Genomic DNA, 23,651 nt, shown 5'->3' on the forward strand with positions numbered 1-23,651 from the left:
GGTTCGGCAGCCATTCCGTTTAACGGGACGCAGGGCCTGCGAAGGTAATGGCTTCAAAATCGGCGGATCTTTCGTTGTGCACGCTGGTGACGCGGATCACAAATGTCCCGCCCGTGGAACTGGAGACACGCACCTGCGTTAGTCCCTGCGCACTGGTCAGCCCCTCGCTTGGCCGGATATCCAGATCGGGCGTACTGCTCCATCGCACCGGCATACCGATCCCGAAGTTTCCATTGTTGTCCAGCATCGCTGCAGACAACTCGATTGACTCACCGAACAACACAACGTCAGCCGGTACCGGCGACTTCAACGGTGGTGGAAAGAACAGCTCGGTTTTATCGGCACCGATCATCACACTGCGAGGTGCTTGCTGCCTCTCATGCAGAGGGAGTTGAAAGTGCACGATTGCTTCGCCCATGACGCCCCCCGCTGACAACTCGAAAGTCGCCACCCCGTTCACCCCGGTTGCAACGCTTTCCTGGATGGAGCCCAAGGTGGTGTAGCCATTGACAGAAATCCCGCTCAAGGCGCGACCTGAGGCATTTGTAACGGTCACCGTGAACGTGGCTTTTTCTCCCGCTTTTTTAGCCACCAACTCGGTGCGATCCACTGCGATGGTCACCGGCGTCGATGGTTTCAGGGCCTCATCGCCGCCCGGTATAAGTGGTACTCGCGATTCGTAAAGGCTCAGCACCGCATGCTCGGCCGCCGCGCGGTAAACCGCTCTGTCGAGCGTCGCCGGGAGCGTTCCCATCAGAAACAGGGTCTCGGCATCCATGTAGGTACGGGTGGCCAGCACCCGAACCCGAAGCATCAGGTCCAGCTCCTTGAGGTTTCGAATAACGTGCTGCGCGTTGATCCGACTGGCGCACTCGCGTACTTCCTGGACGCTCCAGTTGAAAAAAGCGGCCAGCCTGATCGCCGCTGTTTCCCGGACCAGTTCCAAGGCATCCTCCCCCAGGTCGCCCAGCAGTGCGTTGACCTCTCGCAGATAACCGAGCAATTGCGTCGGTGGAAGTTCACTCAACCCGAACGCACGGGTAAGCACCGTCAGGTAATACAGAATCCGCAACGAGAAGGCGTGTTTGTCGAGGCCGTCAAACCAGTCGAGATAACCATAGGTCAGGTAGTCCTCCAACAGCTCCACACTCAGGTCCAGCTTTAGCACCACGGCACTGCGTCGCCGCACATCCGCCAGCAACGCGAGGAACCGCTCGTCGTTCTCCCCATCCCGCCAACGCCTGTTCGCTGTGTCAGCTGCTCGCTCGAGCGCCTGTTTGAGCACGCTATAAACAGTACCGTTCGCCCAAGTGAGTACGGGTATCGCCAGCTCGGACGAGACACCGGCATAGACCGCCAGGCTTTCTTTGACCACCGACACCTGGCCCGCTCTGACCTGCAGGAGAACGGCGAGCATTTTCTCAACGACAGGCGCACGCAACGCCTCGTCATCTTCACCAAGCCCCTCCCTGACCGCCGTATCGAGTCGCTCACGCGCGAATACCGGGTAGTCGGACTCGATCGACGGCCACTGCGTGATCACCAAGCCGTTGCTGTCCACCAGCGAAGTCAGCAAATCCAGCCACACCGCCCCGCCTGCCAGCGGTGGAACACCGGCCATCAGCAACGCGTTATCGGAAAAGAGTGTTGCCGGTAGCAAGCTTCGCAGTTTTTCGAACAACTGTTGCTCATTCGCCGACGCTGTGGCTGACGCCATGATCGGCGAAACCTGCTGCACCATCCACAGCACCGGCAATTCACGCTCACGGCACCAACCCACGCAGGACTCCATGCCGTGGATGATGTTCAGCACATCCGGTTGGGATTCTACCGGCAAAGGGTTGCGCTGCCTGATTTGCGGGACGCCGGCCAATGCCTTGAGCCAGGTTTCACCTCCCAGCGTCGTGAGCAGCACAAGCCCCTCTATCGGCGTCATGCCCAGCATCCTGGGCAGTTTCACCAGGCGGTAAAAACTCGAAACAATGGCCAGGTTACGAAGCAGGGTATCTTCCCGGCCATGGGCCTGGGCAATCGTCAGCGCCAGGTAACTGTAGGTCTTCAGGTCAATACCCAGCCCGCTGCACAGTTGCTTGATGGTCAGTTCTTCTGCACTGGCGACCGGGAACACCGGGAATGCCCCTCCATCCAGTTTCAACGGAGCCTGAAAGGTCGTCTGGGCATTGAAGACCCGGTCAAACTGTGAGGGCATATCACCGCGTCCGAAAATCGACAGCGCATCGACAAACACCGAGAAGTCCTCAGCCGTGCAGTCATAGCGCTCGCGCAACTCTTGAAACAAACCGAGCGCTTGTACGGTGTGGTCCGAGATCCACCACGGGTGGTCGGGTATCTGAGCCCGCACCTGGGCATTGATCGCCGCGACCAGCAACCCGTCCACCTGCTCGGGTGGCAGGCCGAGCCATTGGTCCAGCCGCAGTTTGCGATTCATTCGGTCGTATCGGGCGGGCTCTTCGGGAAACACTGACAACCGACGCAGTTTCTCGTCAGCAAGGTAATCAATGTCGACAGCGGGCGTGCTACCCGCATTCAGGTAGACAGAGCCGGACTGCGCACCGCTTGATGCGCCATCGAGGGGAAGCGCATTGGCGGACCGCACCGGAGCGAAGCTTCGAAGCGACAGCAACGCCTCAAGCTGCAAGGCATCAAGTTTTGTTCGTTCACAGAAGAACGGCACTTGACTGATGTTCCGCCAGTCCGTCGGCATAGTGCCAAAATTCAGCAGATAGAACTGCTCCTGCTCATCATCGTCTTCGCTATCAAATGGATCCTCAGTCAACAACTCCCGTTGATAAGGCCCCAACCGGGAGGCATGGAGCATCGCCCGCCCCCCCTCGGCGGCCCAGGCCTCGGGTTGCAGAAAATAGGGAAAGGCCTGATCCACGGCCCGCGTCACATCCCCCACCGACAGCGCGTTTTGCCGGGCTACGTAATCCAGCGTCACCCAAGCCTGGTAATAGGGAAGCCCGTTGGGGTATCGAGCAGTGCTCATGGCCTCGTTGACGTCGAAGTTGTCAGGCCCACCAGTGTGGTCTCCGATGAACGTTTCCAGCTTCGCAAGGATGATGTCTACCGCAGACACCGCTTGATGCACGGCATTGAAGTGGATGGGGAGCCTCGCAAGGTCTTTACGGCGTGCGCTCAGTGGCATTTTCGGGTTTACGCCGTCACCCGGAACTGACTCGATCCGGTCGCTGATCCACTTCATCAGGTCCACCAGATAAGCCACCGGTGAAGCCACTGATTCCAGTGCATCGGGGGGGCATAGTGTGTCGAAATCAACGTCGAACAAGCCCTCGAAACTCGGCCCTGCGACGATTGACAAAAGCCCGCTGGAAGGCTTGGCAACCTCTGTATCAGCGCCGTACAACCGCTGTTCGATAAACTGACGGCGCACATAGATCGCCAGCGCATTCGCACGCTGCAAAAAGCGTTGTGCGTCGGCGGGGGTCAGGCCGAAATCAGCCACCAGCCCCGGCACACCTTTTTCCACCAGAGGGAAAACCGATTTGCCGTCCTCCAGGTACTGCTTCAACGTTGAATACTCTGCCCCCCGCAACGATGGGAACACTTGCTCGAACATTTGCAGGGAAGGTCGATTCTGGTTGGCCGCCATGCTGGAGCTCCTTCTGGCAGTTACGCATCGTTGAACAGCCAGGAGGCGCCTGATCTGTACAACCCGTCGCTCGGATTTGATGCTGCCTCAAGGCCGGCGTCTACTGTCATAAATGACAGTAGAGACGACCGTTTGTCGGAAGCGCAAGAGGGCTATTTACGGGGAGGCTCTGGCGGGTCGACCTCAAAGCGCTGGCTTTCGACCCAGGCAGATTCCCCCCCCGTAAGGTCCTGACGAAACCGGACCCATTGGCCACCGAGTCGCAGCGTATGTCGGGACGTCGCCCGCCAAACGCCGTTAGCGATCCCCACGGCATCGGCCAACACCTGATCTGGATTGAACCAGGCTGTCACTTCACCTATGCCGGGCTGGCCTTGCCCCTCGAACAGCACCGGGTCAGTGACCCGGGCACCCTCGGTCGGTACGTCAATCTGCGGCAGGTAGGCGCCCACCCGAATCGATCGCTCAGCTGACCGGGCGGAGTCAAAGCCGTCGCGCGATTGCACGGCAATCAATCGATGACTGCCACCGGGGCGGTCGATCATGACCGGCACCGACCAGCTCCGGTCTTCAAGCACTGTGGCCTGCCCAAGAGCCGTGTCCGGCGCATCCTCAAGCCTGACCGTCACCGTATCTCCTGCGTAGCCAAACCCTGACACCACCACTTGCTGCCCTGCGCTTTCGTCTTCAGCCGGGGTTTCGATAAACGGTGCAGCCGGGACAACGTTGTAGGTCAGCGGGGGGCTCTCTCGGGAGGTCTGCTGGTTGAAGGTTTGCATGGCCCGGATGGTTTTTGTCCCGATCGGCAAAGTCACTTCGCCTTCCCAATGGCCGTTGTCGTCGACGGGAAGGTTCCTGAGCAAAGGCTCGACACTGCCCTGTAGCCGGACGGTCACCTCACCGCCCGGCATAGCGGAGCCTGAAATGATCGAGGTTCGCGGCCGATCTTCTCCCGATTGCGGTACCTCGATCTCCGGAGGCAATAGCACCACGTTAAAGACGCAATAGTCGCTACGTTCAGACTCCCGCTCACCGTGGGCCTGCACAGCGTCAATGGTGTATAGGCGAAACGCCAGCCCCTTGAGTTCCACTGACCAGGCGCCGTAACGGGACAGCAGCACGGGCTCGCCCAGAGGCCTGCCAAATTGGGCGTCCCACAGATGCATTGTTGCACCCGCAACGCCGTCCTCTCCTTGAACAATCAAGTCGCGCCCCACTTCCTCGTTTGGCGAAGGGTGAGTGATCACCGGTTTGAGGAGTTGCCTTTGCACCGTGAATGTTTCGGATGCCGACAGTGAGGTTTGCTGTGCGGTGGTCTGGGTTACGGTGACTGTATGGATAACACCCTGTGAAAAGTCAGTTTCACGGCGAAAGTCCCAACTGCCATTGGCACCAGAAGGATGATGCACCATGTCGCTATCGCTGTACTTGAGGTTAACGACAGCCCCTGGCCAGCAAGCGCCGAAAATATGAGGTGAGAACCCGTTATCTTCAAGACGGGTAATGACTGGCGCCAATGGTGCGATGGTCACCGTCATGTCAACCGGGTCCGATGTTAAATCACCCCTCTGCTGCACGACGCGGACAAGGCGCTGCCAGGTCGGCCCCCACTCGCTCGACGCACGGCTCGACCATACCCCGTTGCGGACCGTAACAGGGGGCGCAACCTGGGTTCCATCAGGCTGATCCTTCACGGAAACCGTCGCCCCGGTATAGCCCTTGCCGGAGAAGGTGGGCCTGTAGTCCGTGTCGAAAATCACTTCGGTAGGCGGTAATAGCAACACCTTGACGGAGAACTCATACGCGTGCGACTCAATCCTGCCACCGGCATGATCGACAACACTTTGTATTGCCTTCAGGGTGTAGTCGCCCGGTTGCCAGCCCGTTGCGGTCGTTTCCCAACTACCGTTGACCACATCGACAACGGGGGGCGGCGTCGCGCCACTCGGGCTGATAACAGTGATCTCGACCTTGGCATCGAGATAGCCGGCACCTGAGAACTTCACCGTGTTATTGGTTGGGAAGGTCACCGCGATGTTTGCCAGCAGGGGTGGCCGCACCCTGAGCATCAAAGGCTCACTACGCGGTGAAGTACCTAGAAGGGTAGTCTGCGTAGCCGTGATGGTGAAATTGCCAGCGGGAAGATTGTAGAGTTGCATTCTCCAGCGTTCAGGGAAGGGACCGGGATCATTTCCGACATAGCCCACGACGGAACTGCCTAAAAGGTCCTCCGTTCCATCCCGATAGGCCCGGACAATGGCCGAATGCCTCCCAACACCTCCAATCAGTACGGACACGTCGACGGCAGAACCGTTCTCATGGCTGTCAATGGTGGGCGGGTCGCCTGTGATTGGATCGTACTCATACGTAAACGTACGGGGGGCACTTTCGAGGACAGAGTTGACATATTTTACGATGAAGGTCTTCTCTCCACTGCTCTGACTGAAGTTACATCTCGCACTCCAAAATGCCGAACTGGTTATTCCCGACCCCACCTGCACCCGCTGGCCGTTGACTATTTCAATGACCTGCACCCACGCATTGATGCCATAGACTCCGGTTCCCCAGACATACACCGGAGGACCTTTGACGTCCAAACCGGATGACGGGTAGATAGCCAACGGGACATTATTTATGGGGTCCTGTGTCTTGGGATCATCAGTGGCAGCGCGCTGTGTTTCATCCGTCATGATCGTCACCTCACAGGGTTGGGAGGAACACATGATGTGTCGTCATGCTCCTTGCCTGACACCTGTTAAATCTGACAGTTCTGACGAACGGTAACGCCCCACCCCGGCGTCTTCGCGCGGTTCCTACAAAGTTTGGCAAGTGACTACACGGCCTTGCGTCGTTGCCTACAGATCCGCCAGAATCCGCCGGCTTGTGCACTTTGGTCATGCCCCGTAACTTGATCCGCGTCGCTGCCAATCAGCGATCGGGTTTAGTCGCCCGGTGGTGAAATGATGTGTATAAGCGTCATCCAGTCGGGTCTTCCCTATCCCCGCACTTGATGGTGGCTGTACGCAGGGCGCCCTCGGGCGCGCCGGTTTTCATTTCTCCCCGGTCGACTAACCTGCGTCCAGCCGCCACCCCTCGTTTAGTCGCGAGCCGGGTGGCAGCCCCATCACGGAGAAATGAGATATGTTCAAAGCAACACCAAATCCACCCGAAACCGACCCGGTTTCCCCCTACGCCTCCCTCGATACAAAAAAGCTCCACGCCGCCGCCGAAAAGGCCCTCGACCACTACCTCAAACCCGCCATCGAATCGCAGCGCTCATCCCAGGACCGTGCCATGAAAATGTTCACCGTCGTACCTGATGCAAACCCCGAAGCCCTCATCATCCAGACCTATGAAACCTTTTCTTCGGTGAGCCTTCTGCTGCTGGACCTGGCGGACAGCCTGGAAGACAAACAGCGGCATCTGGCGATGGCGATTTATCAGATGAGCGAGATGGGGTTGATGCTGGCGGAGCGGTCGCTGGATATCGAGCGGGCGATCAGCCCGGCATAAAGCAAAGATCAAAAGATCGCAGCCTTCGGCAGCTCCTACAGGGGATCGATGGTCATCCGCGATAGTGCGGTGAACATCAATCCTTACGTTCATCCGTGTTAACAGCGGCGAACGCGGTCAATGTAGGAGCTGCCGCAGGCTGCGATCTTTTGCTTTCAGGCAGAAGCAGGCAACGGCTGAAAACTGAAGTACTGCCTCAACGCCTCCACCAATTGCCCATACTCCGGCGGTGCCCGTTGCAGGCTGAAGCCGGCGTCATAGTGGTGGGGGGTTGCGTCTTCATGGCACCACAGACAGCAGGCATTGAGGTCGATCACCTGCTGACAATCGCCATCCATGGGGATTTTCAGGCGCAGATTAAAATCGGCGCCCACCATCATCGGCAACTGGCTGATCAACATCAGCCCGTCCTCGGACAGATTACCCAGAAAGCCGATAGGCTTGTCGGTGACGCTGTTGAACACTTTGAGAAAATACGGCAGTTGATGCCGCTCGATCCGGCGGTCAGTGAACATGCTGATTTCGCTACGCAAGGCCCTTGAGCAGGGCCGCACCAATACTTCGGAACGGGCCTGCTCTATTGTTTTAGAGGCATCAGCCGCGCTCTCCCCGATCCTGGTGCGACAGTCCTTCCAACCGCTGTCGCTTACTGCTGCCGATCACAGGTGTTACCTCGAATTAGAGGCAAGGCTCTAAACCGATCCATTGGACTATAGCTCACCGCTGTCGCATGACAATCAGAACCGTGTCGCACGCACCGCCGCCGCGCTGCGGGTCGGGTAATGGCCCAGGCTCTGCAGGGTTTCCAGGCGGGCACGGGCGCGGTAGGCGTATTCGCTTTGCGGGTAAGAGGCCATGATGAACTGGTAAGTCTGCGCCGCATCGATAAACAGCTTCTGCCGCTCCAGACACTGGCCGCGCATCATCGACACTTCCGGCCACACATAAGGCCGCGCATGGCTGGCACGCTCGACCTTGGACAGTTCGAGCATCACTTGCTCGCAGTTGCCGCGCTCGTAGGCGCTGTAGGCATTATTCAAATGATGGTTCATCGACCAACGGGTGCAGCCCGTGACACTGAGGGCACTAATGGCAAGGGCGGCAATGAGCACGAATCGCATGGGGGATCTCCTGTCTTGAGCTCTGTATCGACCCTTGGGCGGAAATCTTCAGGACGGTTTGTGCCGATTGTCGCGTTCAATAAAGAAACTAATAAGTAGTGCAAACGAACAATGACTACACCCAAAGACCATAGTAGCCTCTGCTAGCGCTTGAACTCAGGAGTCTATGCATGTCCGTCCGTCGCACCAAAATCGTCGCTACCCTTGGCCCGGCCAGTAACTCGCCGGAAGTTCTCGAACAGCTGATTCTGGCTGGCCTGGACGTCGCCCGTCTGAACTTCTCCCACGGCACCCCCGACGAGCACAAGGCTCGCGCGAAGCTGGTGCGTGACCTCGCTGCCAAGCACGGCCGCTTCGTCGCCCTGCTGGGTGACCTGCAAGGCCCGAAAATCCGTATCGCCAAATTCGCCAACAAGAAGATCGAGCTGAAGATCGGTGATCAATTCACCTTCTCTACCAGCCATCCGCTGACCGAAGGCAACCAGCAAGTAGTCGGCATCGACTACCCGGACCTGGTGAAAGACTGCGGCGTGGGCGACGAGTTGCTGCTCGACGACGGCCGCGTGGTGATGCGCGTTGATACCGCCACCGCCACCGAGCTGCATTGCACCGTGACCATCGGCGGCCCGCTGTCGGACCACAAAGGCATCAACCGTCGCGGCGGCGGCCTGACCGCACCGGCCCTGACCGAAAAAGACAAGGCCGACATCAAGCTCGCAGCCGAAATGGAAGTCGACTACCTCGCGGTGTCCTTCCCGCGCGACGCTGCCGACATGGAATACGCCCGTCAACTGCGCGACGAAGCCGGCGGTACTGCCTGGCTGGTGGCGAAGATCGAACGCGCCGAAGCCGTGGCCGACGACGAAACCCTCGACGGCCTGATCAAAGCCTCCGACGCGGTGATGGTGGCTCGTGGTGACCTGGGTGTGGAAATCGGCGACGCCGAACTGGTGGGCATTCAGAAGAAAATCATTCTGCATGCACGCCGCCACAACAAAGCGGTGATCGTTGCGACCCAGATGATGGAGTCGATGATCCAGAACCCGATGCCGACCCGCGCCGAAGTCTCCGACGTAGCCAACGCCGTGCTCGACTACACCGACGCCGTGATGCTTTCGGCCGAAAGTGCTGCCGGTTTGTACCCGCTGGAAGCCGTGCAAGCCATGGCGCGCATCTGCATCGGCGCTGAAAAGCACCCGACCAGCAAGACCTCCAGCCACCGCATCGGCAAGGTCTTCGAAAGCTGCGACCAGAGCATCGCGCTGGCGGCCATGTACACCGCCAACCACTTCCCGGGCGTGAAGGCGATCATCGCGTTGACCGAAAGTGGCTACACGCCGTTGATCATGTCGCGCATCCGTTCCTCGGTGCCGATCTACGCGTTCTCCCCGCACCGCGAAACCCAGGCCCGCGCGGCCATGTTCCGTGGCGTCTACACCGTACCGTTCGACCCGGCGTCCTTGCCGCCTGAGCAAGTCAGCCAGGCCGCGATCGACGAGTTGCTCAAGTTGGGTGTGGTCGAGAAAGGCGACTGGGTCATCCTGACCAAGGGCGACAGCTACCACACCACCGGCGGCACCAACGGGATGAAAATCCTGCACGTTGGCGACAAGATGGTCTGAGTGATCGAGCGCTGAAAAACAAAAGCCCCGCCATGTGAATGGCGGGGCTTTTTGGTTTTTGAGCCGAAAGTTGTGTTGCCTGGGCGGGCCTCATCGCGAGCAGGCTCGCTCCCACATTGGCCAGAGTTGTTCACAAATCAAGCGACCACCACAAAACCCTGTGGGAGCGAGCCTGCTCGCGATGGCGTCAGCCCGATCTCCACACATTTAGTGCCTATTGATAAACCCCGACAACGCCATCATCGCTTCCGGCGAACGCAGCCGCTGGGTGAACAACGCGCCCTCTTCTTCTATCACTTTGCGTATCTGTTCCCGATCCGGGGCTTTCATCAATTGCTTGCTGATGCGCACCGCCTCCGCCGGCAACGACTCGAAACGCAACGCCATCTCCCGCGCCTTGGCCAACACCGCGTCGCCACTGTCCAAGGCTTCAGTCGCGATCCCCCACGCGGCTGCCTGTTCACCACTGAAACCTTCGCCCAGCAACAACAGCTCCGCCGCTTTGGCATGCCCGAGCATTCGCGGCAGGATCAGACTGGAGCCGAACTCAGGGCATAACCCGAGGTTGACGAACGGCATGCGCAACCGGGCGTCGGTGCTGACGTAAACCAGATCGCAATGCAGCAGCATCGTCGTGCCGATCCCCACTGCTGCACCGGCCACGGCGGCGATCACCGGTTTGCGGCACTCGAGCAAATTGAGCATGAAGTGGAACACGGGGCTGTCGAGGTTGCTCGGGGGTTGCTGGAGGAAATCAAAGATGTCGTTGCCGGCGGTGAAGCACTCGACGCCACCGGTGATCAGTACCGCATTGATTTCGGGGTCGCTGTCGGCAAGCCGCAAACCCTCCGCCAGTTGGCTGTACATGGCACGCGTCAGGGCGTTTTTCTTCTCGGGGCGATTGATGCGCAGGGTCAGCAGGCCGCGCTCGCGTTCAAACTGGAGGGTATCGGGCATGGTGAGTCCTGATCTGAGAGGATCAACTGTGGCGAACGAGCTTGCTCGCGCTTGAGTGCGCAGCGCTCACAAACTTTTGGGGCCGCTGCGCAGCCCAGCGCGAGCAAGCTCGCTCGCCACAGAGAAATCAGCGCTCAACCACGGGGTAGAAAGACATCCGCCAGCAGTTGATTGCGCGGCAAACCCGCCAGGTACAGGCGCCGGGCAAAGGCGTCGACGCTGTCGGGGGCCCCGCAGACTAAGGCCAGGGTTTGCCGCGAAACAAGGCGCAGTTGTGCCAAAGCCGCGGGCAACTCGGCCGCGGTCCACAGCTCGACGCTAAGGTTTTCACGGCTGGCGGCCATGGCTTGCAGGGGTTTGGCCAGATAATGCTCACCCGCATCATGGGCCAGATGAATGACACGGATGGCGCCCTGGTGATCCTGACGCAATGCTTCGCGCAAAATACCGAACAACGGCCCCAGACCGGTGCCGGCCGCCAATAGCCACAGCGGTCGGGTGTGCCAGTCCGGGTCGTAGTGCAACGCTCCGCCGCGCAACTCACCGAGGCGGATCGGATCGCCGATTTTCAACTGGCGTGCCGAATCACTGAACTCCCCCGGCTGACGGCAATCGAGGTGAAACTCCAGAAAGCGATCTTCTTCCGGCAGGCTGGCCAGGGAATACGGCCGCGCAATCTGGCCCGCCCACAACACCAGATGCTGCCCCGCCTGATAGCGCAACAGTCGCTCACTCGTCAGGCGTAAACGCAAAACGCTGGGGCTCAGCCAATCGCTGGCGGCCACTTGAGCGGCAAGTCCATCACGCAGCGGGTCAAAGGTTTCGACTTGCAGATCGTCGACCACCTGGCACTGACAGGCCAGCCGCCAACCTTGCTGACGCTGCTCATGGCTCAAGGCATCGGGACGGCTGTCGCTGGGCAAGCCCTCGACACATTTAACCAGGCACGCATGGCAACTGCCGGCGCGGCAGCTATAGGGCACCGACACGCCGTTCTGATTCAAAGCATCGAGCAGGTTGCTCCCCGCCGCCACCGTCCATTGGCGTTCGCCGACCCGTAACTCAGGCATCGACATTCTCCCAGGCCGCCGCGCAACGGTTACGACCATCACGCTTGGCGCGATACAGCGCCTGATCCGCGCGGTGCAAGGCGTCATCCAGATCGTCGCCGAGCGCCAACAAAGTCATGCCCACCGACAGGCTGAGGTTGCGCACATCCAGGCCGACCAATTCGACATCCATGAACGCAATGCGCAACCGCTCACAACACGCCGTCAGGCGCTCGGCATCGCAATCGGGCAACAGCACCACGAACTCTTCACCGCCATAGCGGGCCAGAACATCGCCATCGCGCAGGCAGGCGGTGGCCACTCCGGCAAACGCTTGCAACACCTGATCGCCGGCGGCATGGCCATGAACATCGTTGATGCGTTTGAAGTGATCGAGGTCGATCAACGCCAGGCCATGCACCACATCGGCTTCCATGGCGTTCAACTCCCGGGAGGCCAGGCGCAGGAAATGCCGGCGGTTGAACAGCCCGGTGAGTTCATCGGTCGCCACCAAACCTTCGAGCTGGCGCATCATCCCGCGCAGGGTGTCCTGATGCGCCTGCAAGGCAAACCGCCGCTGACGCATACGCTGGCGCGACATCTGGACGTAACGGGCGTAAAGCACCAGCCACGCGAGTACCACCAACAGTACGCACACCTGCAACAGGGCCAGCGTCGGGTCGGGCAGCTGAAAGTGATAGCCCTCCCACAAGGTGATGGCGCTGAAACTGAAAAACACCAGAAACGCGCAACGGGCGAAAGCCATGCGCGAAAGATGAAACAGCCCGAACAACAGAATCAGCAGGTAAAACACCAGAAACACGCCGCGCGCCTCGTCCAGATGGGCGATCAGCCAGGTTTGCCAACCCAGCCCCAGCAGTATTTGCACTTCGGTCAGGCTCGGGTCGGAAAAACGCAGGTTGCGGCCGCTGGAGAACACCGCGAACAACACCGCCTGGCTGAGCACCACCAACGCGCTGCCGATCGCCATGCCGGTGACGGATTCCTGGTAGTGACCGGTGAAAAACGCCAGCCACAGCAGCAGCAAAGCCAGGGCGTAGGTGCCAGCTGCGAGGGCAAAGCGTTTAAGCAAAAGCCGCTGAATGGCGTTATGGGTCAATCGCTGATTCACCGTGGGGAAGGAGGCTGATCGAGTGTCCTACTCTACAGGCCGGATGCCACTTTAGTGGCGAGTCTGATAAATGACCATTCAATTTTCGGGGCAGAAAACTGGCGTCAAAGCCATGACCCGTTCCCCCTGTAGGAGCTGCCGAAGCCTGCGATCTTTTGATCTTGCTCTTCGGCAACTTCAAAAAAGAGCAAAGTCAAAAGATCGCAGGCTTCGCCAGCTCCTACAGGGGTTGGGGTACACCCGTTATCTCACGGTCGCACGCTATCAATGTAGGAGCTGCCGAAGGCTGCGATCTTTTGATCTTGCTCTTCGGCAACTTCAAAAAAGAGCAAAGTCAAAAGATCGCAGGCTTCGCCATCTCCTACAGGGATTGAGGTACACCCGTTATCTCACGGTCGCACGCTATCAATGTAGGAGCTGCCGAAGGCTGCGATCTTTTGATCTTGCTCTTCGGCAACTTCAAAAAAGAGCAAAGTCAAAAGATCGCAGGCTTCGCCAGCTCCTACAGGGATTGAGGTACACCCGTTATCTCACGGTCGCACGCTATCAATGTAGGAGCTGCCGATGGCTGCGATCTTTTGATCTTGCTCTTCGGCAACTTCAAAAAAGAGCAAAGTCAAAAGATCGCAGGCTTCGCCAGCTCCTACAGGGGTTGGGGTACACCCGTTATCTCACGGTCGCACGCTATCAATGTAGGAGCTGCCGAAGGCTGCGATCTTTTGATCTTGCTCTTCGGCAACTTCAAAAAAGAGCAAAGTCAAAAGATCGCAGGCTTCGCCAGCTCCTACAGGGGTTGGGGTACACCCGTTATTTCACGGTCGCACGCTATCAATGTAGGAGCTGCCGAAGGCTGCGATCTTTTGATCTTGCTCTTCGGCAACTTCAAAAAAGAGCAAAATCAAAAGATCGCAGGCTTCGCCAGCTCCTACAGGGGTTGGGGTACACCGTTATTTCAACGTCGCACGCTATCAATGTGCTGGGGTACACCCGTTATTTCACGGTCGCACGCTATCAATGTAGGAGCTGCCGAAGGCTGCGATCTTTTGATCTTGCTCTTCGGCAACTTCAAAAAAGAGCAAAATCAAAAGATCGCAGGCTTCGCCAGCTCCTACAGGGGTTGGGGTACACCCGTTATTTCACGGTCGCACGCTATCAATGTAGGAGCTGCCGAAGGCTGCGATCTTTTGATCTTGCTCTTCGGCAACTTCAAAAAAGAGCAAAGTCAAAAGATCGCAGGCTTCGCCAGCTCCTACAGGGGTTGGGGTACACCCGTTATCTCACGGTCGCACGCTATCAATGCAGGAGCCACGACAAATATCGGGGCACGACAGCCAACACCGACCTATGCGACCAACGTTTGACTGTCAACGGATGTGCCCGCCATCGAGGCGCGGTATACTGCCGCGCCTTTTTAGCGTCGCGCCAGCATGCCCGGCGTGCCTTGAAAGGTGCTTGCAACCGACCGATGCACCCAAGCTGCAAGCACCTTATTGAATGTTCCCGTCTTTTAGAGGAGCGCGACTCATGACCGTGATCAAGCAAGACGACCTGATTCAGAGCGTTGCCGACGCCCTGCAATTCATTTCCTACTACCACCCCGTGGATTTCATCCAGGCGATGCACGAGGCCTACCTGCGTGAAGAATCGCCGGCAGCCCGCGATTCCATGGCGCAGATCCTGATCAACTCGCGCATGTGCGCTACCGGCCACCGCCCAATCTGCCAGGACACCGGTATCGTTACCGTGTTCGTGCGCGTGGGCATGGACGTTCGTTGGGATGGCGCCACCATGGGCCTGGACGACATGATCAACGAAGGCGTACGCCGGGCTTACAACCTGCCGGAAAACGTCCTGCGTGCTTCGATCCTCGCCGACCCGGCGGGCGCTCGCAAAAACACCAAGGACAACACCCCGGCCGTTATCCACTACTCCATCGTTCCGGGTAACACCGTGGAAGTGGACGTGGCAGCCAAGGGTGGCGGTTCCGAGAACAAGTCGAAAATGGCCATGCTCAACCCGTCCGACTCGATCGTTGACTGGGTACTCAAGACCGTTCCGGAAATGGGCGCCGGCTGGTGCCCACCGGGCATGCTCGGCATCGGCATCGGCGGCACCGCCGAGAAAGCCGCGGTAATGGCCAAGGAAGTGTTGATGGAATCCATCGACATTCACGAGCTTAAAGCACGCGGCCCGCAGAACCGTATCGAAGAGATGCGTCTGGAGCTGTTCGAGAAGGTCAACCAACTGGGCATCGGCGCCCAGGGCCTGGGCGGCCTGACCACCGTGCTCGACGTGAAGATCATGGATTACCCGACCCACGCCGCGTCCCTGCCGGTGTGCATGATCCCTAACTGCGCCGCCACCCGTCACGCGCACTTCGTGCTCGACGGTTCCGGCCCGGCCTCGCTGGAAGCGCCACCGCTGGACGCCTACCCGGAAATCGTCTGGGAAGCCGGCCCATCGGCCCGTCGCGTCAACCTCGATACCCTGACGCCGGAAGAAGTGCAGAGCTGGAAGCCGGGCGAAACCGTCCTGCTCAACGGCAAAATGCTCACCGGTCGCGACGCGGCGCACAAGCGCATGGTCGAGATGCTGAACAAGGGTGAAACCCTGCCGGTGGACCTCAAGGGTCGCTTCATCTACTACGTCGGCCCGGTCGATCCGGTACGCGAAGAAGTGGTTGGCCCGGCCGGCCCGACCACTGCGACGCGGATGGACAAGTTCACCCGTCAGATCCTCGAGCAAACCGGCCTGTTGGGCATGATCGGCAAATCCGAGCGCGGGCCTACCGCGATCGAAGCGATCAAGGACCATAAAGCCGTTTACCTGATGGCTGTCGGCGGCGCGGCTTACCTGGTGGCGCAAGCCATCAAGAAATCCCGCGTGGTGGCTTTCGCCGAACTGGGCATGGAAGCGATCTACGAGTTCGACGTCAAAGACATGCCTGTGACCGTTGCGGTCGACAGCAAGGGCGAGTCGGTACACATCACCGGTCCTGCCATCTGGCAGAAAAAGATCAGTGAAAGCCTGGCGGTGGAAGTGCAGTAAGCGCAACCCTCTCCAAACACGGCCGGGTCATCCCCCAGATGACCCGGCCGTTTTTTTGTCGATCGACCCAACACCACAAAACCCTGTGGGAGCGAGCCTGCTCGCGATGAGGCCATCACATTCAACATCGCTCTCATTAGGCTTTAATGGTTGCAATCGCGATAAAAAGCCACGCCTTGCAACCCAATCATTCTAAAAAAATCGCCTTCACCTGTCAGATCTGACAGGTTACGTCTCTTCCCCTTCTTGATAGCGTTAGTCCACCCACGCCCACCGTGCGCATTGGATGAAACCATGGCAGATCAAGACCTCAGCATCACGACGCCGTCCATCGCGAAAAGCGCATCGATCGCCACCATCGGCAAAAGTTGGGTCGCCGTGGGCCCGACCGGAGCGGCAGCCTTCGAACTGCCGATACCAGCTTCCGCAGGGCGGGGTTGGGATCCGCAACTGTCCCTGAGTTACAGCAGCCAGGCGGGTAACGGGCCGTTCGGCATCGGCTGGAGCCTGGGGGTCGGCCAGATCAGCCGCCGCACCCACAAAGGTGTGCCGCGCTACACCGATCATGACGAAATCATCGGTGACGACGGCAAAATCTGGGAGCCCGAACGCAACGAAGACAAAACACTCAAGTCCCGCCTCGAAAGTAGCTACAACGGCGTCGACATCGGCCCGCACAGCGTGGTGCGTTATAGCCCACAGGGCGAAAAGGGCTTTGCCCTGCGAGAACGCTGGCAACGGGTGAGCCGGTCAAGAGAGGCGAATCCACCAACATTCTGGCTGGTGCACAACGCCGATGGCTCACTGCACGTGTACGGCAAAACCACGTCTTCGCGCCGGGCCGATCCCGACGATCCGCTACACGTGGGCACCTGGCTGCTGTGCGAAAGCATGAACACCCACGGCGAACATATTTGCTTCGATTACAAAGCCGATGATCAAGACGCCGACCCCGTCCATGACTACCGCGCCCAGCGTTACCTGCATCGGGTGTTCTACGGCAACTTCACGGCCAGCAAGGATTTGTATACCTGGACGATGGAAAACCCGGCTGACCTGGACTGGCATTTTCATCTGCTGTTCGACTACGGCGAGCGCAGCACGTCGCTGACCGAAAAACCCGAATATGCCGGCGGCACACTGCGCCCCTGGCTGACGCGCGCGGACGCCTTCTCGTCTTATGGGCAGGGCTTTGAAACGGGCACGCGCCGACTCTGCCGGCAAGTGTTGATGTTCCACTACTTCCCTACCGAACTGGACGTCGAGCCAGTGCTGGTGCGACGTCTGTTGCTGGAGTACTCAAAAAACACACCGGCATGGACCTTCAGCCAGGTAACCGCCGCCCACTATCAGGCCTACGACGCCAGCGGTGCCGTGGAAAACAGCCCACCGGTGGAGTTCGACTACTCGCCATTCGAGATCAATCAAACGCCCACACGATGGCTTGAAGCGGACAACATGCCAGGCATCGAGGATAGCCAGTACTACCAGAGTGTCGACCTGTACGGTGAAGGCGTGCCAGGCGTTCTCTGCCGCTATGACCAGAACTGGTATTACCGAGAACCGCTACGGGCCTCGTCGGGGCCCGATGACATCGGCTACGGGCCCTGGACAGCGCTGGACAAAATCCCCGTCGCGAACCGCAACCAACCCGTGCATCAGGTACTCACCGACCTGACTGGGGATGGCCGCCTCGACTGGATCAGTGCCCAACCGGGCATGAGCGTATTCCGCACGCTGAAGGCCGATCGCAACTGGGCAGCATCCATCGCCTTTGATGCGTTTCCGCTGGAGTTTTTCAACACCCTTTCCCACTTGGGTGATTTTTCGGGAGACGGGCTCAATTCCCTGGGGCTGATCGGTCCGCAATGCGTGCGCCTGTACGCCAATCGTCGCGAGCAAGGATTTGCCCCGGCCGAAGAAACGCCGCATGAGCCACTGGATGACCGGCTCCCTCTGTTCAGCAATTCCTCCAGTGAGCTGGTGCTGCTGGGCAACCTGCTGGGCAGCGACATGACCGAGCTGTGCCGCATCCGGCATGACCAAATCGAATGCTGGCCAAATCTGGGGCACGGCAAATTCGGCCAGGGACGGGTGATCAGCGCCTTGCCGTTCGAGTACGGCGAATTCGATTCCGCACGGGTGCGAATCGCCGATCTCGACGGGTCCGGCGCACCGGCACTGATCTATCTGAAATCCGCTGCATTCGAGATTTACCTGAACCGTGGCGGCAACGGGCTGGAGCAGACGCCGATCGTTGTGCCCTGGCCGCAGGACGTGCGTTACGACCCTCTGTGCCAGGTCACCTTCGCCGACCTGCAAGGCCTGGGCTGTGCCAGCCTGATCCTCACGGTGCCGCACATGAAACCGCAGCATTGGCGCTATGACTTTGTCGCCGCCAAACCGTACCTGCTGACGGCCAGCAACAACAACATGGGCTGCAGCGCCCGGGCGGTCTATCGCAGCTGCGCGCAGGAATGGCTGGACGAAAAGCAAGAACGGCTCGTGGCCAACCCGACAGAGGTCCCGGCGTGCTTTTTACCCTTCCCCGTCCAGGTCGTGCATCAACAGCGCCAGTTGGATGAAGTCACGGGGAATTGCCTGACCCAATCGTTTGCCTATCGCAAGGGTGTTTACGACGGCAAGGAGCGCGAGTTCCGCGGCTTTGGCCAACTGCGACAAACCGACAGCGAGACCGCCACGGGCGACGACGATATTGGCTTCACGGCACCGGTACGGGTGTGCACCTGGTTCCATACCGGGCAGTCCATGGACAGGCCACGCGAGGGTTATTTCGATCGCGACACCGAGGCCTTCCCCTTGGGAGACACGCTGTTCAGCCGTTATCACGCCAATGATGAGTGTGATGAGCCCGTGACACCGCCCGACGATACCACCCGCTACGAAATCGCCCGGGCACTGGTTGGCTCGGTCGCCAGAATCGAAACCTATGCCGCTCAGGATGACCCGGCCACGGCGCAGCCTTACTCGGTGCAAGAGCACCGCTATCTGGTTCGCGAAGTACGGCCCCGCGGTGAACTGTATGCCGCGGCGGTGCTGCTACCCCTGGCGCTGGAGACGATCAGCTACCAGTACGAACGCTGTGTCGACGACCCGCTGTGCCGTCATGACGTGACCCTGCGGTGGAACGCCTACGGCCTGCCCACTCACGCGCTGACCGTCAACTATGCGCGGCGCCGGGCCGCAGCCGACACGCCGCCCTTTACCGATCCAGATGAACAGCAGTGGTGGCGGGACGCTCATGACGACGCTCAGCAGAACTGGTACGTGGACGAAACCCGCGCCCGGTTCATCGACCTGGACGAGGACCCCCAGCACTGGCGGCTCGGGTTACCCTGGGAGCAACGCGGCAATGCGCTAGTGTTGCCCAAAGGCCCGCTCCCCAGCGGCCTGGAACCGGCTCAAGTGTCGTATGAGGAACTGACCCGGCATCAGGCTTCGCCGCAATGGAATGCCTTGCGTGTGCTGACCCGACAGTCGGTGCAGCGGTATCTCAAGACGGCCGATCAGTCGCCGCTGCCCAATGGCCGGGCGGAGTTCGAAGCCCTGGCCGGCCCTCTGGAAGTGGCGCAACTGGATAAAACGGCGCTCGACGCTTATGGCGACCTGCCGCCGCCCTTCGACATCCGCGACGAACTGGCCAACATCGGTTATGCCCCCATGTCGCTTCTGTTCGAGCCGTCGTTCCCGGCAGACAACGAAGAAAATCTGTGGTCCGCCCACTATGGTTTCGCCAGCTACGACGACCTCGCCGGTTTTTACAGCGTGCGCAAATACCGCGAAACCCTCAGCCACGGCGAGACGACGGCCGAATACGACGACTATGGCCTGACGATTAAAAGCGTCGAGCTGCCGGACGGCTGTACGACCCGGATCGAATACGACTATCACGCGCTGCAACCCCTGCGCATCATCGATGCCAACGACAACGTTCAGGAAGCCCTTTACGAACCTTCCGGACAGCCGCTGGCCCTCAGTTTTTACGGCACCGAGAATGGCAGCGCCGCCGGCTTCCGGCCGCTGAGCGAATACGTGCGGCCGGAGGATCATCGGCCGGACCCGGCCATCGACGACCCGCCGGCCGCCGTGCAAAACGCCGCCAGTACGTTGCGCAAAGACTTGTTCAGCTGGATGGGACAGCTTCCTCCCTTCGCCAGCGAGACCGCCGAATGGCGCGACGCCTGGATCGCGGACGGTTATGTTCTGCCCAGTGGGCACATCCGCGCCAGCGCGCGCCTGCGGTTGCAGCGACGCAGTCCGCTGACGACGGCGGAACAGGCGTTGAGCCGACTCATCGACACGGTTCACCGCGAGCCGGTGCACAGCGTCATCCTCAGCGCCGACCGTTATCCCTACGACAGGGAACCGGCACAGATTCAAATCGTTAAAGCTTGCGTGGACGGTTTTGGCCGGGCGCTGCAAACCCAACAACGGGTCGAGCCCGGCATGGCCTACGCGGTGGATGCCGACGGCAAACTGATCATCGAGAATGGTCAATTTCTCGAGGAGTTCGCCGACCCGCGCTGGCGCATCAGCGAACGGGTGGACTACAACAACAAAGGTCAGGCCGTCCGGCAGTATCGGCCGTTTTTTGCCAACACCCATCACTACGTCAACGACCAGTCCCTGCGCGAGCTAGGCCATTTCGATCAACTGTTCTATGACGTAGCGGGCCGGCCGATCAAGCTGATCAACGCCAAAGGCTATTTCTCCCGCGATACCTATCACCCTTGGTATCACGTCAGCGAAGACTTCAACGACACCGATGAGACGCTGCCGCCGCAGGCATCGTCATGACGGCCAATGTCCATTGGCGCACTCCCGTACTGTCGGTGAATGACGGCCGTGGCCTGCCGGTCCGCCAGGTCGCCTATCTACGTACGGTTGCCAGTGACACGGCAACCGCCCTGGTAACCCGCCAGCATTACGATGCGGCCGGCCACCTGGTGGCGCAATGGGATCCGCGCTTGTTCGGCACGGCCCCCAAACCCAACCTTGCCCGCGTCTATAGTCTTGCGGGCGAATCGCTCTGCGTTGACAGCGTCGATGCCGGTTGGCGCCTGAGCCTGCCAGGGCTGGCAGGGGAAGCGCTGCACCGTTGGGACGCGCGCGGCAATCACTGGCGCAGCACTTACGATAACCAGTTGCGGGTGGTGTCTGTGGAGGAAAACGCGCAGCCGGACGTCGAAACCTACACCTACGCCACAGCCTCGGCCGACGCCGGCCACAACCTGCGCGGGCAGTTGCTCGAGCAGGTGGATCCGTCGGGCAGCGTGCGCCTCGACAGCTACGGTCTGAGCGATGAGCCGCTGCGCGAAACCCGCACCTTCCAAGATGCCCAGACGTTTGTCAGCCGCCGCACCTACGGCCCCTTGGGCACCGTGCTCGAGCTGGTTGATGCCGGCGATCATCGGCAGCAATCGCGTTACGACCTCGCCGGGCAGCTCAAACAGGTGCAGTTGCAGCTCAACGGGCAAACGGGCTGGCAACCGGTGTTGCTGGACGCGCAGTACAACGCCGCCGGACAAATCATTGAGCAACACGCGGGTAACGGTGTGATCAGCTGTTGGCGCTACGACTCGGCCGACGGGCGCCTGCTACGGCACTCCTCACAGAAAAACCAGGCGCCGGCCTTTCAGAACTTCGAGTATGTCTACGACCCGGCAGGCCACCTCACGCGCCTGCTCGACCATGTTTTCACGCCCCGGCATTTCGCCAACCAGCGCATCGATGGCCATCGCGAGTTCAGCTATGACTCGTTGTATCGACTGCACAGCGCCAGCGGTTACGACGACGGCCCGCCCTCGGACATTCCAGGCCGCCCACAACCCACCGACCCCGCCAACCGGCTCAACTACACGCAGACTTACCAGTACGACGACGGCGGCAACCTGATCAAACTCTGCCATGTGCGCGAGGGTGCCAGCCATACCCGCGAGATGTTCATCGACCCCGCCAGCAACCGTGGCGTGCGCTGGGTCAGGGGCGATCCCGCGCCGGTGTTTGACAGCCTGTTCGACCGCCACGGCAACCTCCAGGTCTTGCAGCCCGGGCAAAACCTGCAGTGGAACACGCGCGATCAATTGCAATCGGTGACACTGGTCGATCGCGACAATGGCCCCGACGACGTAGAGCTTTACCACTACAGCCAGGGGGTACGGGTCCACAAGCGTCTGGAAACCCATACCGCCACGAGCCATTTTCACGATGTGCGCTACCTGCCGGGACTGGAGATCCGCACCCGGGACAACGGTGAAGAACTGCACGTCATCACCCTCGCCATCGGGCTCGGCAACGTACGGTGCCTGCATTGGGTGACCGGTAAACCGCCGGGTATCGACGCCGATCAACTGCGCTACACCCTGGATGACCACTTGGGTTCTTGCCTGATGGAGCTGGACCAACAGGCCCGGCTAATCAGCCACGAAGGCTACTACCCGTTCGGCGCCACCGCATGGATGGCGGCATCGTCGGCGGTGGAGGCCGATTACAAGACCGTGCGCTATTCGGGTAAGGAAATGGATGTCAGCGGGCTGTACTACTACGGCGCCCGATACTACGCACCGTGGCTTCAGCGCTGGGTGAGTGCCGATCCGGCGGGGGATGTGGATGGGCTGAATCTGTATGGGTTTGTCGGGAACAATCCACTGAGCTTTTTCGACAATAGTGGCAAAAACAAAACGCCCGCCCAGCAACGCCAGGTCATCGTCGACGAACTGAAATATCTCTCGGCCGTTCCAAAAAACCTGAGCGAAGTTAAACAACAGTTCACTGACTTGACCTCTCCTGCCGACTTCCGACTGAAGATACTCAAAAACTTTGTTTATCTTTCCGGCCGCGCTGCCGTTGGTTACTTCAGCGCATTTAAAACGACCGGTGACGCTTTTTCTGCTTCCAGCATTCCTGGAGAACTCCAGGGCCTTACATTGGGCAACTTCACTGCAGACAAGGCCAATGCGGCGTACGCACTGTTAATGTCACCGCTCAAATTCGATACACCTATTTTGCCACGCCCCTCGGATCTGGATCCGCAATCCATCCGGGATCAAAGTTCCGGACGCTCGAACAGTCCTCTCGACAGTTTCAACCCCTATCCCGCGACATGGCCGGAAAAAGCAGAAAACATCAGAGCGCTCGCCGCGATTGTACGGGACTCCGTTGGCGGCGCCATTTTGCCTGGGGTGTCTGAGTTGGCCGAGCTTTTGAAAGTAGCCAAAGATGCAACAAAAGCCGAACAGCTATTAACCCCAAGAGAAATCGACCTCTATGACTCAATGCTCGATTCCTTGCGAGAAAGCGTCATCAATTCATCGGAATCCGCCACTGCTGCGTTCGATGAATTGGGTATTAATCAGTTCTATGCAAGCACCAGCGATTACTTGATCGACGTTGGACTGGGACGTGTAGCCGCCAGCAACTCCCGAATGACTGAGCGTTCGTCCATACGCCCCTCTGCAGAAGCTGCGCTGTATAGCATCGGCGAAGTTCAACACACACTTGGCAGATATCGCGCCTACGTCACGAAAAAAACATCATCAAGGGCGGCCTGACGCT

13 protein-coding genes are annotated in these 23,651 nt (G+C 59.6%); 6 read left to right on the plus strand and 7 right to left on the minus strand.

Going from position 1 to position 23,651, the window contains the following annotated elements:
- Positions 1-19 precede the first annotated feature (19 nt).
- Together ACZ89R_RS11185 and ACZ89R_RS11190 are read right to left on the minus strand one after the other, a co-directional pair.
- The gene (locus tag ACZ89R_RS11185) at positions 20-3,634 is read right to left on the minus strand and encodes a Tc toxin subunit A (protein ID WP_429545774.1); all 3,615 of its coding nucleotides are present in this window, start codon (positions 3,632-3,634) and stop codon (positions 20-22) included.
- A 152-nt stretch (positions 3,635-3,786) separates the two neighbouring features.
- Positions 3,787-6,324, minus strand: a complete 2,538-nt coding sequence (locus ACZ89R_RS11190; RefSeq protein WP_429545773.1) for a hypothetical protein — start codon at positions 6,322-6,324, stop codon at positions 3,787-3,789.
- 451 nt (positions 6,325-6,775) lie between these two features.
- On the opposite strand from ACZ89R_RS11190, the gene ACZ89R_RS11195 reads away from it, so the two are divergent.
- Entirely contained in the window at positions 6,776-7,147 is a 372-nt protein-coding gene (locus ACZ89R_RS11195) for a DUF6124 family protein (protein WP_429545772.1), read from the plus strand.
- A 155-nt stretch (positions 7,148-7,302) separates the two neighbouring features.
- Here the strand turns inward: ACZ89R_RS11195 and ACZ89R_RS11200 are convergent, their stop codons facing one another.
- Positions 7,303-7,662, minus strand: a complete 360-nt coding sequence (locus ACZ89R_RS11200; RefSeq protein ID WP_429545771.1) for a PilZ domain-containing protein — start codon at positions 7,660-7,662, stop codon at positions 7,303-7,305.
- Positions 7,663-7,884: 222 nt separating this feature from the next.
- The gene (locus tag ACZ89R_RS11205; RefSeq protein ID WP_429545770.1) at positions 7,885-8,268 is read right to left on the minus strand and encodes a tetratricopeptide repeat protein; all 384 of its coding nucleotides are present in this window, start codon (positions 8,266-8,268) and stop codon (positions 7,885-7,887) included.
- Positions 8,269-8,438: 170 nt separating this feature from the next.
- Here ACZ89R_RS11205 and pyk point away from each other — a divergent pair, with 170 nt between their 5' ends.
- Complete coding sequence (gene pyk / locus ACZ89R_RS11210) at positions 8,439-9,890, plus strand: pyruvate kinase (protein WP_123501356.1); 1,452 nt, start codon at positions 8,439-8,441, stop codon at positions 9,888-9,890.
- Between the two features lie 207 nt (positions 9,891-10,097).
- On the opposite strand, the gene ACZ89R_RS11215 is transcribed toward pyk, so the two are convergent.
- The 3 genes from ACZ89R_RS11215 to ACZ89R_RS11225 all read right to left on the minus strand — a co-directional run bounded on the left by ACZ89R_RS11215 (position 10,098) and on the right by ACZ89R_RS11225 (position 13,016).
- Positions 10,098-10,847 (minus strand): enoyl-CoA hydratase-related protein, encoded by a 750-nt coding sequence (locus ACZ89R_RS11215; protein WP_429545769.1) that lies wholly within the window; start codon positions 10,845-10,847, stop codon positions 10,098-10,100.
- Positions 10,848-10,981: 134 nt separating this feature from the next.
- Positions 10,982-11,917, minus strand: a complete 936-nt coding sequence (locus tag ACZ89R_RS11220; protein ID WP_429545768.1) for an iron-sulfur-binding ferredoxin reductase — start codon at positions 11,915-11,917, stop codon at positions 10,982-10,984.
- Positions 11,910-13,016, minus strand: coding sequence for a GGDEF domain-containing protein (locus ACZ89R_RS11225; protein ID WP_429384383.1), 1,107 nt, complete (start codon positions 13,014-13,016; stop codon positions 11,910-11,912). Before ACZ89R_RS11225 ends, ACZ89R_RS11220 begins: the two co-directional genes overlap by 8 nt.
- A gap of 590 nt (positions 13,017-13,606) precedes the next feature.
- Between ACZ89R_RS11225 and ACZ89R_RS11230 the strand changes: the two genes are divergently transcribed.
- The 4 genes from ACZ89R_RS11230 to ACZ89R_RS11245 all read left to right on the plus strand — a co-directional run bounded on the left by ACZ89R_RS11230 (position 13,607) and on the right by ACZ89R_RS11245 (position 23,647).
- Positions 13,607-14,389, plus strand: a complete 783-nt coding sequence (locus ACZ89R_RS11230) for a hypothetical protein (protein ID WP_476241469.1) — start codon at positions 13,607-13,609, stop codon at positions 14,387-14,389.
- A 163-nt stretch (positions 14,390-14,552) separates the two neighbouring features.
- Entirely contained in the window at positions 14,553-16,076 is a 1,524-nt protein-coding gene (locus tag ACZ89R_RS11235; RefSeq protein WP_095632211.1) for a fumarate hydratase, read from the plus strand.
- A 294-nt stretch (positions 16,077-16,370) separates the two neighbouring features.
- Positions 16,371-20,894, plus strand: coding sequence for a SpvB/TcaC N-terminal domain-containing protein (locus tag ACZ89R_RS11240; protein ID WP_429545766.1), 4,524 nt, complete (start codon positions 16,371-16,373; stop codon positions 20,892-20,894).
- Entirely contained in the window at positions 20,891-23,647 is a 2,757-nt protein-coding gene (locus ACZ89R_RS11245; protein WP_429545765.1) for an RHS repeat-associated core domain-containing protein, read from the plus strand. Before ACZ89R_RS11240 ends, ACZ89R_RS11245 begins: the two co-directional genes overlap by 4 nt.
- Positions 23,648-23,651: the final 4 nt, after the last annotated feature.

The organism is Pseudomonas sp. TE3728 (genome assembly GCF_056279145.1).